The organism is Rosenbergiella collisarenosi (genome assembly GCF_018494085.1).
Classification (GTDB): domain Bacteria; phylum Pseudomonadota; class Gammaproteobacteria; order Enterobacterales; family Enterobacteriaceae; genus Rosenbergiella; species Rosenbergiella collisarenosi.
Map to the genome: position 1 here is coordinate 130,465 of NZ_JABBFP010000001.1, position 16,727 is coordinate 147,191.

Annotated in this window: 13 protein-coding genes and 2 tRNA genes; 5 read left to right on the plus strand and 10 right to left on the minus strand. The window is 44.5% G+C overall.

Annotated features, from left to right (window positions below; genetic code table 11):
• Positions 1-170: 170 nt before the first annotated feature.
• Both secG and HGT70_RS00610 read left to right on the plus strand, forming a co-directional pair.
• A complete protein-coding gene (gene secG, locus HGT70_RS00605) occupies positions 171-506 on the plus strand; it encodes a preprotein translocase subunit SecG (protein WP_214194612.1) in 336 nt (111 codons plus the stop codon).
• A gap of 28 nt (positions 507-534) precedes the next feature.
• Positions 535-622 (plus strand) — tRNA-Leu (locus HGT70_RS00610).
• 56 nt (positions 623-678) lie between these two features.
• Here the strand turns inward: HGT70_RS00610 and HGT70_RS00615 are convergent.
• From HGT70_RS00615 to HGT70_RS00660, 10 genes are all read right to left on the minus strand, one after another.
• Positions 679-2,490 carry an ATP phosphoribosyltransferase regulatory subunit gene (locus HGT70_RS00615; protein ID WP_214194613.1) on the minus strand — a complete coding sequence of 604 codons (1,812 nt, stop codon included), beginning with the start codon at positions 2,488-2,490 and terminating at the stop codon, positions 679-681.
• 107 nt (positions 2,491-2,597) lie between these two features.
• Positions 2,598-3,878, minus strand: a complete 1,281-nt coding sequence (gene hisS, locus HGT70_RS00620) for a histidine--tRNA ligase (protein ID WP_214194614.1) — start codon at positions 3,876-3,878, stop codon at positions 2,598-2,600.
• 116 nt (positions 3,879-3,994) lie between these two features.
• The gene (locus HGT70_RS00625; RefSeq protein WP_214194615.1) at positions 3,995-5,131 is read right to left on the minus strand and encodes a histidine decarboxylase; all 1,137 of its coding nucleotides are present in this window, start codon (positions 5,129-5,131) and stop codon (positions 3,995-3,997) included.
• A 32-nt stretch (positions 5,132-5,163) separates the two neighbouring features.
• Positions 5,164-6,510 (minus strand): histidine-histamine antiporter, encoded by a 1,347-nt coding sequence (hdcC, locus tag HGT70_RS00630; protein WP_214194616.1) that lies wholly within the window; start codon positions 6,508-6,510, stop codon positions 5,164-5,166.
• Positions 6,511-7,111: 601 nt separating this feature from the next.
• A complete protein-coding gene (gene arnE / locus HGT70_RS00635; protein ID WP_198363448.1) occupies positions 7,112-7,435 on the minus strand; it encodes a 4-amino-4-deoxy-L-arabinose-phosphoundecaprenol flippase subunit ArnE in 324 nt (107 codons plus the stop codon).
• Positions 7,435-9,084 (minus strand): lipid IV(A) 4-amino-4-deoxy-L-arabinosyltransferase, encoded by a 1,650-nt coding sequence (arnT, locus tag HGT70_RS00640; RefSeq protein ID WP_214194807.1) that lies wholly within the window; start codon positions 9,082-9,084, stop codon positions 7,435-7,437. Before arnT ends, arnE begins: the two co-directional genes overlap by 1 nt.
• Positions 9,078-9,971, minus strand: a complete 894-nt coding sequence (arnD, locus tag HGT70_RS00645) for a 4-deoxy-4-formamido-L-arabinose-phosphoundecaprenol deformylase (RefSeq protein ID WP_071433657.1) — start codon at positions 9,969-9,971, stop codon at positions 9,078-9,080. Before arnD ends, arnT begins: the two co-directional genes overlap by 7 nt.
• 1 nt (position 9,972) lies before the next feature.
• The gene (arnA, locus tag HGT70_RS00650) at positions 9,973-11,955 is read right to left on the minus strand and encodes a bifunctional UDP-4-amino-4-deoxy-L-arabinose formyltransferase/UDP-glucuronic acid oxidase ArnA (protein ID WP_214194617.1); all 1,983 of its coding nucleotides are present in this window, start codon (positions 11,953-11,955) and stop codon (positions 9,973-9,975) included.
• Positions 11,956-11,972: 17 nt separating this feature from the next.
• A complete protein-coding gene (gene arnC / locus HGT70_RS00655) occupies positions 11,973-12,932 on the minus strand; it encodes an undecaprenyl-phosphate 4-deoxy-4-formamido-L-arabinose transferase (RefSeq protein WP_071433661.1) in 960 nt (319 codons plus the stop codon).
• A gap of 4 nt (positions 12,933-12,936) precedes the next feature.
• Positions 12,937-14,073, minus strand: a complete 1,137-nt coding sequence (locus HGT70_RS00660; protein WP_071433663.1) for an aminotransferase class I/II-fold pyridoxal phosphate-dependent enzyme — start codon at positions 14,071-14,073, stop codon at positions 12,937-12,939.
• A gap of 401 nt (positions 14,074-14,474) precedes the next feature.
• On the opposite strand from HGT70_RS00660, the gene HGT70_RS00665 reads away from it, so the two are divergent.
• From HGT70_RS00665 to nusA, 3 genes are all read left to right on the plus strand, one after another.
• Positions 14,475-14,551: transfer RNA gene (locus HGT70_RS00665), tRNA-Met, on the plus strand.
• A 194-nt stretch (positions 14,552-14,745) separates the two neighbouring features.
• Complete coding sequence (gene rimP / locus HGT70_RS00670; RefSeq protein WP_214194618.1) at positions 14,746-15,198, plus strand: ribosome maturation factor RimP; 453 nt, start codon at positions 14,746-14,748, stop codon at positions 15,196-15,198.
• A 24-nt stretch (positions 15,199-15,222) separates the two neighbouring features.
• Positions 15,223-16,710 (plus strand): transcription termination factor NusA, encoded by a 1,488-nt coding sequence (gene nusA / locus HGT70_RS00675; protein ID WP_071433667.1) that lies wholly within the window; start codon positions 15,223-15,225, stop codon positions 16,708-16,710.
• The last annotated feature ends 17 nt before the right edge of the window (positions 16,711-16,727 follow it).

Sequence of the window (16,727 nt, forward strand, 5' to 3'; positions counted from 1 at the left end):
GGTACCAATGAGGTTGCTGTTTTTTTCTGCGATCAAATGTTGCAACGTAAATTGCACTTGCAGAGTGCGTTGTCTTTCGTTAGTATTCACATCCACTTCAGGGGAGTTCTTTCTTCGTGAAGGTAGATGCGTTTTAAATGTACGATTACGTACAAGGAAACAGGTTAATTATGTACGAAGCTCTTTTAGTTATTTTCCTGCTGGTCGCTGTTGCGTTAATCGCTATGGTGATGCTACAGCAAGGTAAAGGCGCTGATATGGGCGCATCTTTCGGTGCAGGTGCCTCTGGAACATTATTTGGTTCAAGCGGTTCAGGAAACTTCCTGACACGTATGACCGGTATTCTTGCTGCGCTGTTTTTCATTATTAGCCTGGTGCTTGGTAATCTAAACAGTAATAAAACACATAAAGGCAGTGAGTGGGATAATCTGAGTGGACCAGCTAAGTCTGAGCAAACTCAACAGCCAGCGAAAACCTCTTCGCCAGCGAGTGATATCCCGCAGTAACGCCAAACTGATTGTAAGTATCAGCAGTGCCGTGGTGGTGGAATTGGTAGACACGCTACCTTGAGGTGGTAGTGCCCAAATAGGGCTTACGGGTTCAAGTCCCGTCCTCGGTACCAATCTTAAGAAAAAAGACGCTTAATAGCGTCTTTTTTTGTGTCTGAGATCTGCTTATCTATCGAAACCATAGTATTTTCCCTAGGTGATCGCCGATCGACTCAATCGTTGTTGTTTCGTATTCTGGGTCTTTAGCCTTATAAAGTCGAAGTGAATAGCCGTCACCCTCCACTTCAAGCGTGATTTTTGCTCCTTGATTACGAGAATTTTTGTGTCGAGTCGCCATCCTCAATTGGGAGCTATCTGTCATAATACTTAATTCAGGAAATTGTTGGCGTAGTTTTCGTGCCAAAAGTACTGTTTGTACGGCAACTCTGGGTTGACTCGCGATAATAACAATATCGATAGAAGACGTTGAGTTGAGTTCGACTTTACGCTTATCGAATAGCTGAGCGATAGGACCTATCAAAAAGGCAAATCCACAAGCAGCGATCGGATATCCGACGGTTCGACTCGCACTGGCATCGTAACGGCCACCTCGACTTATCACGATATCGTTATTTCTCCACTCAAAGACGATTTGGCAGTACTCATTACGGGGGAAAAGTTGAGTATCATGATGCCAAGCAATACCTGCTTGATTAAGCGCCAGCTGCAGACGGATAAATCTTTGCTGAGAATCGGTAGAAATATGGTCGTTAATATTTGGTGCTGTTGTAGCGAGAAGTTGTAGAAGAGGATCGTTAGAATTGATCAACCTTTCTGGATGAAACTTCAGCTCCTCTTGCTGCTCAGGTGCAAATAAATGGGCGTGTGGGCGATAGTAAGTATCAAGAGCTCGGCGAAAATCCTTAAGAGCGCTAGGATCGCCTAGCATATTCAAATGCAATTCGGTTTTTTCAGCGATACCGAGTTGTTTAAAAAAAAGCGCCTGAAGTACCAGCTGTTCTAATTCAATATCGATGCCTGCCATATCGAAAGCTTCAGCGCCAACCTGGTCACTTTGTTGTAGAGATTGATTATGGTGTCTTTGGCCAAACATTGTGCCTGAGTACCATATTCTACTCATCGATTGTTGGGAGTGAGTATCAGTCATTAGCCGTAAGCACCCCGTTGTACCATCGCGACGGAGCCGAACAGGACTTAAAAGGGTTGAATTTTTCTGAGTCAATAAAAACTCATTCTCTATCAGCGATAGACGAACTTGCTGGTACCCACGTTGGCGTAGGAAAGCTGCTGCATGTTGTTCAATGTTTATCCGTATATCAATATTAGAAGGGGTGTATTTACGAGGCCTTCCACGATGCCGAGCTTGTAGTGAACAGGCCAATTGTGATTCGAGTCTTTTACTCACAGCAGGAGTAGCAAGGAGACAATTTTGGCTTAGCGTATTACGAATTCTAATTACCAGTGCAGCATTCAATGGTGTGCAGCAAAATTCTTTGAATCTCCGATGTTGCTGGACTTCATCATCCGCTAGGTTTAGCCACTCTTGATGAGGGACAATAATATCTTTAGGGCTTAACCCGTCGCTATGGTGGCTTTTAACACCATCCTCATTGCACTCTATAAAACGTTTAACTATCAGAAAATAGGTACTTGCTTGTAAAGGGCTACAGGAATATCGGTTCTCCCATAACGAGCCATAGCGTTGATAACGGTGATTATAATAGGGTACATATCGTCTTCCGAGATATTGAATAAAACTACTCAGCGCCAGGCGACTTTCTGCGCTAACCATTAGCAAAACTCTTTCGGGAGCCAATGAGTAACTATGAATCGCCACTGCGTAACGTTTTGCAGCAAGAGCGAGTGCGAGCTCAAAGGCTGTATAGTCATTTTCTTCACGAAATAGTGGCTCACCGTTATGACCTTTGAGTTGAGTTAGGTGAGGAAATCCTTCGATAAATAATCGATTTTTTCTCGGCATAGCGATAGCTCTCGGTAACTTGCCCATCAATGAAAAAGGTTTCCAGAGTGGGCAAAAATAGAATATGCCAATTTCTAGGATGCAGCCTTGCACTTAGGCTAAGGTTATTAGCCTAAAATTTTTTGGTAATATTTTTGCAACCAATTTATAAGCTCTTTCTCACCAATTGTGAGTTGCTGGGCACCGCTGAGGTCCCACATGCGTAATGTATGATCCTTATTAATCGTCACTATGATTTGGCACTGGTTCTGGCGCGCAGTATGGTGCTGTCGTTTAAGTTTTGAGCCACTACAATCGACAACGACACTCAATGCGTTAATGTTGCTCCGAATCTTCTCGGCAATAGTTTGAGCGTATAAGCCGTCATCGTTCATCTCATTGGTGATGACGACGTTAGGGCTAAAATGCCATAAGGGATTATCATTCTGCTGTAGAGTTTGAATAAGAAGTAAGAGACGTTCAATACCAATAGCAAAGCCACAAGCAGGAAGTGCTTTAGGATTAAATAGCTCAGCTAATCCGTCGTAACGCCCGCCGCCACATACAGTTCCTTGCGCTCCTAGTTCATCGGTGACCCATTCAAAAACGGTACGAGTGTAATAGTCCAAACCACGGACTAAGCGAGGATTGATAGTATAAGGGATACCTGCGCAATCGATGATTTGGCAGACGGTGTTGAAGTGGTTTCGAGACTCCTCATTTAAATAGTCCAATAACTTAGGAGCCTGTTCAAGCATAGATTGCATCGCCGGATTTTTGCTATCGAGGATACGCAGTGGATTAGTTTCAAGGCGCTTAATACTTTCTTCATCAAGAATATCCCGATGAGCTTCGAACCATAGCAGTAGTTGCTCACGATGTTGCTGGCGTTCTTCTAGGGTTCCTAAGGAATTAAGTTCTAAACGAACATACTGAGCAAGCCCGAGCTCTTGGAATAGGTCTCGGACCATAAAAATTAATTCTGCATCAATATCTGGTCCTTTCATCGCAAAAGCCTCTACGCCAAATTGAGTAAACTGACGTAGGCGACCTTTTTGCGGACGTTCATAACGAAACATAGGACCTTGATACCAAATTCGCTGCGTTTTGTTATAGCAAAGATTATTTTCTAATACTGCGCGCATACAGCCACTTGTGCCTTCAGGGCGTAAAGTAACGTGTTCACCGCTTTTATCAGTAAAGTTATACATTTCTTTGGCGATGATGTCCGTTGCTTCACCGATACTACGTTCAAATAAAGAAACGGGTTCCAACAAGGGTAAGCGCATTTCATTATAGCCATATCGAAAAGTTAACCGACGTAATTTATTTTCCAGCCATTGCCATATAGGTGTTTCGTCAGGTAGCACATCCCGCATACCACGTATTGCTTTTGTTTTAGTGCTCATTTTGAGTCCTCTTAATACCTACCCCCAGCGATTCAAATGCCGACAGTATTAGTATTTTTGCTTGAGACTTTGGTGGCGACGGGTCGACACCAAAGTCTTCTATGGTATGACCTTCACTACGCGGCTCGTTGATTTTTATCAGCAATAACGTCGTCAATTAATTGGTCAATCTGAGAACTATCGAGATGATGGGCGGTTGTAATGAGATGTGCGACATCATCAGATATAGCGAGGCAGTGTTTTTTCCATACCCATTCAGAAGGTTTGGGGAAGACGACAGTAATAGAGTTTCTATGGCATAAGGCATCAATTCCAGCGGCTTTGAAACGATCAACTGCATAGTTAGCCATAGTTAAACTATGCCCTATACGACGACGCCACTCGGCTTCTGAGTGACTGCGTACTGCAGCCCACATCATTAGTGGTGTATGGCCATTACGCGAACCGGAGATGGTTTTATCGTGTGCGGCAATATAATCAATTTCAACGCTAATTCGGTCGACGTTCTTTTTCTTAGCGACTACGATGCCACAAGGAATAGGTGAACCAATCATCTTATGTCCCGATACGCCAATTGAATCGATACCCTCGGCAAAAGTGAATGGCTGCGGATTTTCAACAAACGGTAAAATCATACCACTGAGCGCGGCATCAGCATGCAAGTAGTAATTTTCTCGCGGAATACCGATTGCCGCAATCCTATTTTGAATTTCACTAATATTATCAATCGCACCGCGTACGGTAGTTCCGATATTGGCAAATATAATAGGATGCAATTCACCGGAGAGGGTTATTTTCTTTATAAGATCGTCATAATCTATTTCACCATTGGGTTGTGAATTGACTAATTGTGATTTAATTCTTAATAGTTTTACAATTTTAGCTACTGAGTAATGAGTGTCCTTGGAGTAATAAAGCGTTCCATCTGGGAATAGCTCTCTTCCAAGATAACAACCAAACATGTTGCTTTCGGTGCCACCATTGGTGACATACCCCCAACTTTCTTCGAATGGGATGTTGAAGATATTTGAAAAGTATTCCATCACTTCTTTTTCAAAATCGAAAGAGTTTAGTAAATAATTACAATACTCTGCCCAGTCGCCACAATTATTAATTGAGAATCTTAAAAATCTTTCGAGTATAGAATAATCGAAATCTGCTGACTCTGGATAGCCAATATTGAAATATTGATTTTTTACACAATGCGCCCAGAATGCATCTAGTTTATTTTGATCCGTAATAGATAAAGACATTTTTAACTCCTATAGATAGTTTATTTATTAAATTAACTTTCAACATTATCGCTGGGTTGACCATTTTTACTACGGCCCGCCACGACGAAAGAGAATAGAGGGATAGTTACCGACATTATTACTGTTCCCCAAAAAATGGAATCAGTGCCTGAGCCTAGTAGTGCGAAGATGCTATATATCATGCCTATAATTGCCAGCACGCAGTAGAATATAAAGCTAGCGCCATGGTTTTTATTTTTATTCATCATGATGATAGGGAGTGAAATAATCGCGTACATATAGGGGAGTAGAGAAGCGAATACGGACATTAATATAACAACTTGAAACTGCTTAGCGAGATTAGGGGAAGCTGTTAATAACAGGACGATACTCATCAATATCCCTGAGATAATAAGCCCTTTTATAGGTACATCATTTTTATTAGTTTGTGCGAAAACTTTCGGAAATAAACCCTGTTTTGCACCAGCTCGAGGTCCCTCAGATTGTAAGATTAGCCAGCCGGAGATTGAACCAAAGCAGGCAATAATACTTAGCGCTGAAGCGATATTACCGGCAGTTTTGCCAAACATATAGCGTGCGGCGTCGGCGAAGGGAGCAGCTGAATTAATCAATTCTTCATGAGGGACGAGTCCCATAATGACGGTACAGCTACCAACATAACAAACCGAAGCAATCAATAAACCATAAACTGTTGCTCGCGGAACGGTACGCTCTGGATTTTCGACTTGTCCTGACGAGACGACCGCAGACTCGACACCTAAGAATCCCCATAATGCGATTGAGGCTGCAGACATGATGGCGGAACTATCGCTATGTCCTGTACCGTTATAGACCGTGGTAAATAGCTTTGGGTCAAACCAAAACCAACCAATGATTCCTACACCTAATACCACTAAAAGCATACAACTAGCGGTAAAGGATTGGGCTTTTCCCGCAGTTCTTGCTCCCAAACTCCCAAAGGCGATAAATGCCCATAAAATAATAATTCCAGTGATACAACCGTAAATCGGTTGGTGAAGAATAGGGAAGAAATAGCTAAGGTAGCCGACACCAGCGACCAGTAATGCGACATTTCCTATCCAAGCACTAATCCAATAACACACTGTGGTTTGGAAGCCAATAAAGGGGCCGAAAGCATCACTTGCATAAGCGACAATACCTCCCGCACGCGGGGTGATTAGACTGGTTTTAGCAAATACTAATGCTAAAGCAATTACACCAACAATAGTAAATACCCACCCCCATAATGAAATATAACCGACTCCTGCCAGATTGGTCGGTAGCATAAATACACCCGATCCCATCATATTAGAGGCAGTGACTAAAGTGAGAGCAGTTAAGCCCATTTTTTTTGTGGCACCTGCACTAACATTTCCCATAGATTGAATCCTCATTCTTATAAAATAATCATGCATTCATAATTAATTTATTTTTCCATGGGTGTTGTTTAAAATGATGACTAAAGTCATTTTTCAATTATTAATTGATATATTTTAACGAAGGGTGGTTGTTTTTTTGTACAGTAGGTGGGTTATTTACTCCGTCCCCTTTTTTATATCCTATGTGTAAGAGGACGTTTTCAGAAAGTATGTGGGTATTTAATATTTGAGGGGGGTTATCTTTTTTTTATTGCCATGATTAAATAGATACCCATAATAATGCATCCAATGCCAATCACAGCTTGGTAACTTAATGAATTTTTTTCGGTGGGGATGAATAGTGATGTTATCCATACAAGTATATAGCTGAGACTAAGTAGCGGATAAGCCTCGGCAAGTGGGAGGTTGCGTAGTGCTCGGGTCCAGCTAAGCAAAGATAAACCATAACTGAACAAGCCTAAAAATAAATAGAGTGTTTCGGGCCTAATACTTAAGAAAAATACGAGAGAAAAAGTATCGGGTCCAGTATGCATAGCCAAGCGAAGTAGAACTTGTGCAATAGTCACTAAAAAAATACTCGTAATGGCCCAGCGATACCTTTTCAATATGACGTACCCAATAAAAATGTCCCAATAATAATGAAAAGGATACCTAACCATTGTTGTTTGACGATTGGTTCTCGCCATAGCAAGTACGACATCAACGCCACCCAAAGATAATTAAGACTCAACAAAGGATAAGCGATACCTACCGGCAGTATCTGCAACACCCGTAACCAGCACAGCATAGCTAGGGAGAGTAGCCCTAGCGCAATCAACATCCAAATATAAAACCAACGCCGATTTATACTTAACGCCGCTTGTTTTTGGCAGAGTTGGGCGATACCGCTTAGCAGGCTGGTTATCAATAATTGCCACCAGACGATCATTGTGGGAAATACTGAATTAGGATAACTCTCCCTTGCTGCACGACCCGATCAGCGGGAGGCAGGCTTGGGGGGAGTGCTTTATTTTCCACTTTCAGAAAAAGTGAAATCGTACCACTAGCTCTGTGTTGAGCTAGCCACGCGGGAAAGTCGGCTAAGGAGATAAATTTATGTCGTGCATCGGGGTAGCTCAGGCCGTACGCCAATTCGCCTCGGTTATTAAGCATCATCACGTCACTGCGTTTCAGTTGCCAAGCTATCCCTGCGGCTATTCCTACGTCATTACTTAAAATAAACCTACTTGGGCGCAATGCCTGAGCCGTAGACTGTAAAAAAAATTGTGGGGCTTTAGTGAGTATGATTGACGCCGGGGTAATTGAACCAAAGGCTAGCGCTATCCCTAATGGGCAGCACGCGAGACTTTGCCAACCGAACCGTGGGCACTTCAAGGCTAAGTAAGCACACAGCAGCCATACAGCGAAGGCCAAAAGCGCCAATACAAACTTCCCTATTTCAGTAGTCGGCCAGAAGGGCTTATCCATTACCCCACAAGGGGATACCGCAATAGCCGCGATGATCACTAGACTGGCGAAGAGGATATTTATCCAAGCCGCTAGCTTAATCGCGGTATTCCCTTTCGTCAGAGATACCCGAAGATAACGTGCCATTAATAATGCTAACGGGGCAAAACAGGGCAATATATAGGTGAGTAGCTTGCCATTTGCGAGGCTAAAAAAAAGTAACGGCATGATCGTCCAAGCCAATAAATAACCCGCTTTAATCGTTCGATATCGCCATCCATAGTATAGGGCACCCGGTAGCAGGCCGAGCCAAGGGAGTGAACCCGCAATAAACCACGGGAAGTAATACCAGAAGGGGGCATCATGCTGGGCATTACTTTGCGCAAAACGTTGAACGTGCTCAATCCAAAAGAAGTAATGCCAAAAATCCGGCTCTTGCCGCGCAATGGTCACTGCCCAAGGCAATACAGTGAGTGAACAGCAAAACATAGCAAGAAAGCTATAGAGGATAATCTCCATGCGTCGTTGAGCCGTAAGCAACCAAGGAAGGATACTGATGACAGGAACGGCAAGAGCAATAAATCCCTTAGTCATCACGCCAAGCCCGCAACAGATCCCCAATAGAGCGTAGTAACAAATCTTTTTGCCACGTTCGCAAGCTTGATAGGCCTGCCAAAAACAGACCATCGCGGTCACGAACCAGAGAGTGAGTATGGGATCTAACACTGCGTAGGTGCCGATCCCATATACAATAAGCAGGGTTAGATGGATAACGGCAGTAAGGTAAGCCGTTTTGCGGCAACGCCATAAAGACTCAGCAAATTTCGCAAGCAGTAAACTCGACAGCAGCGTGGATATTATGGCACCGGCCCTGACGGCGAGATTACTCTCTCCCATCAACCACTGGCCAATAGTATTTATCCAATAACCGAGTACCGGTTTTTCAAAATAGCGCAGATCGAGGAAATGAGGTACCGCCCAGTGACCGTTGCTTAACATTTCACGACTGATCTCGGCGTAGCGAGTTTCATCCGGCTGCCAAAGTAGGCGGCCATTAATCGGTATAAGGTAGTAGAGTGCGATCAAGGCTGCTAGAAATAGGAAATATAGGCGGACGCGACTCACGATTGCAGCTCCTGATGACCCAGCCAGCCTTCTCTGCCGGCTTGTTTTTTACGAATGACTTTTCCTGTCGGGAGAGGCGAAAGTCGCTCGGTGAGTAGCTCGCTGAGGGGACAAAACGTAATGCCTTCATCGGCGGCCATCTGCAATAACTGCTCGAAATATTTCCCGGCAACAATTCCTTCTACCTCCGCATGGATCGTGTAAACCGGATCACCTTTCGCTTGATGAATATTGTCAAGCAAGTAGCGGTTGAAGGCTTTTGCAGGTAAAGCACGGCCGACGACTTCATCCCACGTCGGTAACGTTACCGGAATTTGTACGGTTGCCAAGTTCACCGAGGAAATGAGTGGCCGGAACATCTCACTGCCGCGACAATCGCTGTGATAGCGCAAAGCGAAGCGTTGTTCAAACTCAATAACTCGTTGATCTGCTCTCCAGCCAGGTGCTGCGGAGCATTCGACAGGCCTGCCGATAATACGGGAAAGTTCCTGAAGGCCGAGTGTCAGCTGTTCAACAATTTGTTGTTCACCCCACGACTCGATATGCGTCTGCCAAGCGTAATGATCCCAAGCGTGTAAACCAACTTCGTGAGTTTTCGCGGTGTCCTGAATTATCGTCTCACAGCGCTGGCCAATTTTTTTTCCTGGCCAACACGTCCCGGCTAATAGAATATCCCACCCATACAGTGACGCGGCACGAGAGCGGATCATTTTTAATAGAAAGCGTGGCTTGATCAGCCGCCAGAGATGACGACCCATATTGTCTGGGCCGACACTGAAAAAGAAACTCGCCCTAAGCTGGTGTTGCGCTAAATGAGTGAGGAGGGAAGGCACCCCATACCGTGTGCCGCGAAGTGTATCAACATCAATACGCAGTCCTACACGTCTCATCTTATTTACCGTCATCTGTAAGGGTTACTGAACGAAGAAAAAAATCGAGCGTGCGTTCAATGGTCTGCGCTAAGGGAATGGTCGGTTGCCAGTCGAGATAGCGCTGCGCATTACTTATGCTCGGTTTACGGTGTTCTACATCTTGGTAACCCTCACCATAAAACTGACGGCTTTCAATCGGTTTAAACCCAGCAAAAGGAGGAAAGTGAGCGCGTAAGGGATGCTTCTCAAAGCAGGTAAGAAGCATCTGTGCGAGTTGACTAATGCTAGCCTCATTGTGTGGGTTACCGATATTAATAATCTTTCCATTGCAAATATTATTCGGATTCTCGATGATTCGAAATAGCGCAGAAATCCCATCGTTGATATCGGTGAAACACCGTTTTTGATGTCCTCCTTCAATGAGTTTTATCGGCGTCCCCTCGACGAGATTTAAAATTAACTGTGTGATGGCGCGTGAACTTCCAATCCTTGCTGCATCGAGGCTATCCAAGCGAGGACCCATCCAATTAAATGGTCGAAATAGAGTGAATTGCAGGCCATGTTTATCGCCATAAGCCCAGATGATCCTATCTAGTAACTGTTTCGAAACAGAGTAGATCCAACGTTGTTTATCGATGGGGCCGACGACGAGGGACGAATGGTTTTCGTTAAATTCCTCATCAGTACACATCCCGTAAACTTCCGAGGTTGAAGGGAAAATTACGCGTTTGTTATATTTCACACAATCACGAATGATTTTTAAGTTCTCTTCAAAATCCAGCTCGAAGACACGTAAAGGATTACGGGTATATTCAATTGGTGTGGCAATTGCCACTAACGGTAGAACGATGTCGCACTTCTTAATATGGTATTCGATCCACTCTGAATGAATACTGATATCTCCTTCAACGAAGTGGAAGCGTGGTGAATCCAAAAAACGGGCTATTGCTTCTGAACCAATATCCAACCCGTAAACATCATAGTTACCTGAGGTAAGCAGTCGCTCAGTAAGATGATTACCAATAAAACCATTTACACCCAAAATAAGTACTTTCGTGCGTGTTGTTTTTCGCCGTGGTAGAGCATTTTGAAGGCGTGACCCAACGACTAACCCTAAGTATTCCGCGAGTTGCGAACCCTGCATATAGAGTCCTTGCGAGGGCTGACCGGTAATAATCTCTAACGCATTTTCCTGACAAGCGATACGTAAGGGGGAGACAGATAGTACCGTTCCAGGTAGCGAATGATGTTCGAGAGGGGTGATCGCAGCTTGCCAAACAATAAGCGGTTGGTTACCCGCATAGCTTAATGCGCCTGGCCATGGATAAGTGACCGCTCTGACCAAATTGTTCAAAGTACTAGCGGGTTGGTTCCAATCTAGTCGTCCATCTTCTGGCGTTCGGCGGCGGAAATAGGTCGCCTGTGACTCATCCTGTGCGATCGCTGTGTAGTGGCCTTGGAGCAGACTAGGCAAGGTTTCTGCGAGAAGCGAGTGAGCGAGTTGGCAGAGTTTGTGGTGGAGTGTTAATGCGGTGTCACTGTCGCTAATCGTAACCTGTCGTTGAGCAATAATTTCGCCCGCATCAAGTTGCTCTACCATACGGTGGAGAGTCACTCCCGTTTCAGACTCACCGTTGGCGAGCACCCAATTAAGAGGCGCACAGCCCCGATATTTAGGTAATAGGGATCCATGAAGATTGAACGCCCGATCAGGGGCACAGTCGAGAATTTGCCGACTAATAGGCTGTCGGAAGTAAAAAGAGAAAATTAAATCAGGACTTATAGATTTTATTTTTTCGATCCAGATCGGATGATTAACATCATCCGGAGCATAAACAGCAATTTCATGCTCTGCCGCTAATTTGGCTACAGAGCGGTAAAATATATTTTCATCTTTATTATCGGTATGAGTAAATATCGCATTAATCGTGACTCCAGCCTTGAGTAACTCAATAATCCCCGTACAGCCAATATCGTGGTAAGCAAAAACGACAGCGTTCATTATTATTCCTATATTAATTATTGCTTAGTGGATTTCACTATCTGTTGAATAAAGTAGCGAGGTCTTGCTCTTACATCGTTATAGATTCTGCCAATATATTCTCCGAGCAATCCTAGCCCTATAAATTGGGCACCAATAAAAATAAAGAGTAATGCGAAGAGTAAAAAGACACCGTCTGCCGACCATTGCGGCCCCAAAATAATGCGCATAGTGATCAAGAAGAGAGAACATAGGAAACCGATAACGGCGATAATGCTGCCGAAAATACTGAGGAGGCGTAGGGGGGTAGTGGTAATACAGGTGATTAAGTCATACATAAGATTAATCAACCGCATTGTCGTATATTTAGATTCACCATATTCCCGCTCGGCATGCTTAACGGGAACATCAATGACTCGCCGGGCGAAAGTATTCGCGAGCAGCGGAATAAAAGTACTTCTTTCGTGGCAAGTGAGCATGGCATCGATAATATGGCGGCGATAGGCACGCAGCATACATCCGTAATCGCCAATATTTTGACCAGTAGACCGCTGAATTAGACAGTTAATAAGCTTAGAGGCGGTTTTACGAAACAGGCTGTCTTGACGATCGATTCTAACGGTACCGACGACGTCATAGCCTTCTGCTGCTTTATTGATCAGTAGAGGGATCTCTTCTGGAGGATTTTGTAAGTCGGCATCAAGAGTGATGATTAAATCGCCCTTAGCCTGACTAAAGCCAGCCATCAGTGCGGCATGTTGACCATAGTTACGATTAAGAAGAATGGCGGTAATCGTATTCGTATCACTGTTTGCCGCTTCACGAAGTAGAGAGACGGAATGGTCACTACTTCCATCATCAACCATGATAATTTCGTAAGGGTAATTGAGATCTTTGCATACTGCGACGGTACGCGTTATTAACTCAGGTAAACATTGTTCTTCATTAAAAACGGGGATCACAATCGATATGAGGGTAAGTGGGGAATTTATCGACATAGCATTACCTTAAAATATCGTGAATTGTGTGGCTAACATATAAAATATCCTCTTCTGTCATCCCCGGAAATAAAGGGAGAGAACAGACGGTATTGCTATTCCATTCACTGTGTGGGAGGGAAAGATGGCAATACTTCTGGCGGTAAAAAGCGTGCGTATGCGCCGCACGAAAATGCAGACCACTCCCAATACCCCGTTGATGGAGCTTTTTCATTAGAGTATCGCGGTGAATACCACAGTTCGCCTCATCCACACGGACGATAAAAAGATGCCAAGCATGCGTATGTGGCCAGCTAGGGATATGTAGAGGAAGCAAGGGTAAATCTTGTAATAGCGTTAAGTATCGTTCCGCTAAGGAACGCCGTTGCTCGTTAAAGGCAGGCAACTTCTGCATTTGTACGATGGCAATCGTGGCATTGAGATCCGCAAGATTATACTTTAGCCCTGGCTGTAGCACTTCAGCATGAGGTGAGCGCCCCCACCCTGAATGCGAGTTGTTATCGAGGCCTAGACCATGGAATTTAAGGCCTCTGACGCGTTCGGCAAATTCATCATCATCCGTGATAATTAAGCCGCCTTCGCCGCAGGTAATATTTTTAATAGCGTGAAAAGAAAATATCGCAGTACCTTGTGCGCCAATACGGCGTTGATGATAGTGGGTTCCTAAAGCGTGCGCAGCATCTTCAATGATAGGAAGTCGGTAACGTCTACCGATATCGTAAATAGCGGATAAATCAACAGGAACGCCGGCAAAATGTACCGGGATTATTGCCTTAGTCTTTGGCGTAATTGCATTTTCAATGATTTGAGGACTGACTAATAGCGTATTAGGGTCAACATCCACCATAACAGGCGTAGCACCGATCATTTCGATAATATTGACCGTGGAGACCCAAGTAAAAGAGGGCGTAATAACTTCGTCTCCTGGACCGATACCCAATGCCAATAAGCTAACGTGCATACCTGCCGTTGCTGAATTGACGGCGATAGCGTGTCTATTACCGGTGTAGTCACGAAAGAGTGCTTCAAGCTCACTATTTTTCGGGCCGGTTGTAATCCAGCCTGAGTCGAGCACTTCTTTAACTGCAAGCAATTCCTTTTCATCGAACGCGGGCTTAGCGAACGGCAAAAAATCACGCATATATCTTCCTTGAAATATGGAGTGTTAGAGGGGGAGTCCGCCTCGCAATGTATTTTTCTTATTACTTAATTTCGATAATAGAGTGTTTGTATTCAATTAAACGGTAAATAAACGGTGATAAATCACTGTACGGTTTTGTTAGCATTTTACTACTAGGAGATGAGAGGTAATCGTCGTATTTTTCACTATGAATGTTAAGTGAAAAAAATTAATAGATTAATACTAAGTTATGTATGAGCATAATTTATATATTTAATCTTTTTAACAGAGTTAGATAATTACAGGCATTATTGTAGAAACAAATTTTTATACGCGGCGTAGCTGAGTCATATTCTTCACCGCGCCTTCAGTTAAATTTGCTTTTGTCCTCTACTAGGCGTAATATTGACCTGTTTTTCGGACGCGGGGTGGAGCAGCCTGGTAGCTCGTCGGGCTCATAACCCGAAGGTCGTCGGTTCAAATCCGGCCCCCGCAACCATTTTCCTAGTTCTTTTTCCAAATCGACGTCGTTCATACGACGGGTTTTAGAAAAATGTCTATCGAAAATGGCTCCTGTCTTCGACAGGCCCATACAGGATTCTGATAAAAACCCCGATTTTTCGGGGTTTTTTATTATCAGAAAAGCGTTGTCATACTGGGCGTTAGCCCTTTTTTTATGTCTTGGGGGTGGCTTTGTCCACGTTAGAACAGAAGTTAACAGAGTTGATCTCAGCACCAGTCGAAGCGCTGGGTTACGAGTTGGTAGGAATAGAATTTGTGCGTGCTCGCACATCAACGCTTCGTATCTATATAGATAGCGAAAATGGTATTAATGTTGATGACTGTGCAGACGTCAGCCATCAAGTCAGTGCTGTGATGGACGTTGAAGATCCAATTACCGTGGCTTATCACCTTGAAGTGTCTTCCCCAGGGCTGGATCGACCGTTATTTACCGTAGAGCATTATGAACGTTTCGCTGGCCAAGATGTCAGTGTGGTATTACGAATCGCTGTACAAAATCGTCGCAAATGGCAAGGGACTATCAAATCTGTTGAAGGTGAGATGGTCACATTGTCCGTTGATGGCAAAGACGAAGTGTTTGCACTGAGCAATATTCAGAAAGCAAACATTATCCCTCGTTTTTAAACGTTCTGATTGAGGCTAACCAGGATGAATAAAGAAATTTTAGCGGTTGTAGAAGCCGTTTCGAATGAAAAATCACTGCCGCGTGAGAAAATTTTTGAAGCTTTAGAGAGCGCGCTAGCGACGGCAACTAAGAAAAAATATGAGCAAGAAATCGAAGTCCGCGTTGAAATCGATCGCCGTAGCGGCGACTTCGATACGTTTCGTCGCTGGTTAATCGTCGACGAAGTCACCATGCCTACGCGTGAAATTACGCTAGATGCGGCGCGTTACGAAGACGAAAACTTCCAGCTCGGCGAATACGTTGAAGATCAAATCGAATCGGTAACCTTCGACCGTATCACTACTCAAACGGCAAAACAGGTTATCGTTCAAAAAGTTCGCGAAGCAGAGCGGGCGTTGGTCGTGGACCAATTCCGTGAGCAGCAAGGTGAAATTATCACCGCGATCGTGAAGAAAGTGAATCGTGATAATATTATCCTAGACTTGGGTAACAATGCTGAAGCCGTGATTTTACGCGAAGACATGTTACCACGCGAAAACTTCCGCGCAGGCGATAGAATTCGTGGTGTGTTATACGCGGTACGTCCTGAGGCTCGCGGTGCTCAGCTTTTCGTTACTCGTTCAAAAGCCGAAATGCTCGTTGAGCTGTTCCGTATCGAAGTTCCTGAAATCGGTGAAGAAGTTATCGAGATAAAGGGAGCTGCGCGTGATCCTGGCTCACGGGCGAAGATTGCGGTGAAAACCAACGATAAGCGTATCGACCCAGTCGGCGCTTGTGTAGGTATGCGTGGCGCACGTGTTCAAGCGGTCTCCAGCGAATTAGGCGGTGAGCGTATTGATATCGTGTTGTGGGATGATAATCCTGCGCAGTTCGTCATCAATGCGATGGCTCCTGCGGATGTGTCCTCGATTGTGGTCGACGAAGATAACCACACCATGGATATCGCCGTTGAAGCGAGCACTTTAGCGCAAGCGATCGGACGTAATGGACAAAACGTTCGCTTAGCCTCTCAACTGAGTGGCTGGGACCTGAACGTTATGACGGTTGAAGATTTACAAGCTAAGCACCAGGCAGAAGCACATGCCGCTATTGCAACCTTCACAAAATATCTCGATATTGATGAAGAATTTGCCACCGTGCTAGTTGAAGAAGGGTTCTCTTCTCTCGAGGAATTGGCTTATATTCCGGTTGATGAACTACTGGACATTGATGGCCTTGACGAAGAGATGGTAGAAGCTTTGCGTGAACGCGCTAAGACTGCGTTGACCACCATAGCTCAAGATTCTGCGACAGGCGGAGCCATTAAACCACCGGCAGAAGATCTGCTGGGCGTAGAAGGCATGACTCCGGATTTAGCGAATCGTTTAGCAGCTATTGGTGTTTCCACCCTGGAAGATCTTGCGGAGCAAGGTGTTGACGATCTAGCAGATATCGAACAACTGGACGAAGAAAAAGCCGGTACGTTGATTATGGCGGCTCGTAATATCTGCTGGTTTGGCGACGACGCATAACACACAGGAAGGAATTG

Excerpts from the sequence above, each read along its gene's own strand:
- secG (WP_214194612.1), top strand. The coding sequence starts at position 171 with ATGTACGAAGCTCTTTTAGTTATTTTCCTGCTGGTCGCTGTTGCGTTA.
- HGT70_RS00615 (WP_214194613.1), bottom strand. The coding sequence starts at position 2,490 with ATGCCGAGAAAAAATCGATTATTTATCGAAGGATTTCCTCACCTAACT.
- hisS (WP_214194614.1), bottom strand. The coding sequence starts at position 3,878 with ATGAGCACTAAAACAAAAGCAATACGTGGTATGCGGGATGTGCTACCT.
- HGT70_RS00625 (WP_214194615.1), bottom strand. The coding sequence starts at position 5,131 with ATGTCTTTATCTATTACGGATCAAAATAAACTAGATGCATTCTGGGCG.
- hdcC (WP_214194616.1), bottom strand. The coding sequence starts at position 6,510 with ATGGGAAATGTTAGTGCAGGTGCCACAAAAAAAATGGGCTTAACTGCT.
- arnD (WP_071433657.1), bottom strand. The coding sequence starts at position 9,971 with ATGAGACGTGTAGGACTGCGTATTGATGTTGATACACTTCGCGGCACA.
- arnA (WP_214194617.1), bottom strand. The coding sequence starts at position 11,955 with ATGAACGCTGTCGTTTTTGCTTACCACGATATTGGCTGTACGGGGATT.
- arnC (WP_071433661.1), bottom strand. The coding sequence starts at position 12,932 with ATGTCGATAAATTCCCCACTTACCCTCATATCGATTGTGATCCCCGTT.
- HGT70_RS00660 (WP_071433663.1), bottom strand. The coding sequence starts at position 14,073 with ATGCGTGATTTTTTGCCGTTCGCTAAGCCCGCGTTCGATGAAAAGGAA.
- nusA (WP_071433667.1), top strand. The coding sequence starts at position 15,223 with ATGAATAAAGAAATTTTAGCGGTTGTAGAAGCCGTTTCGAATGAAAAA.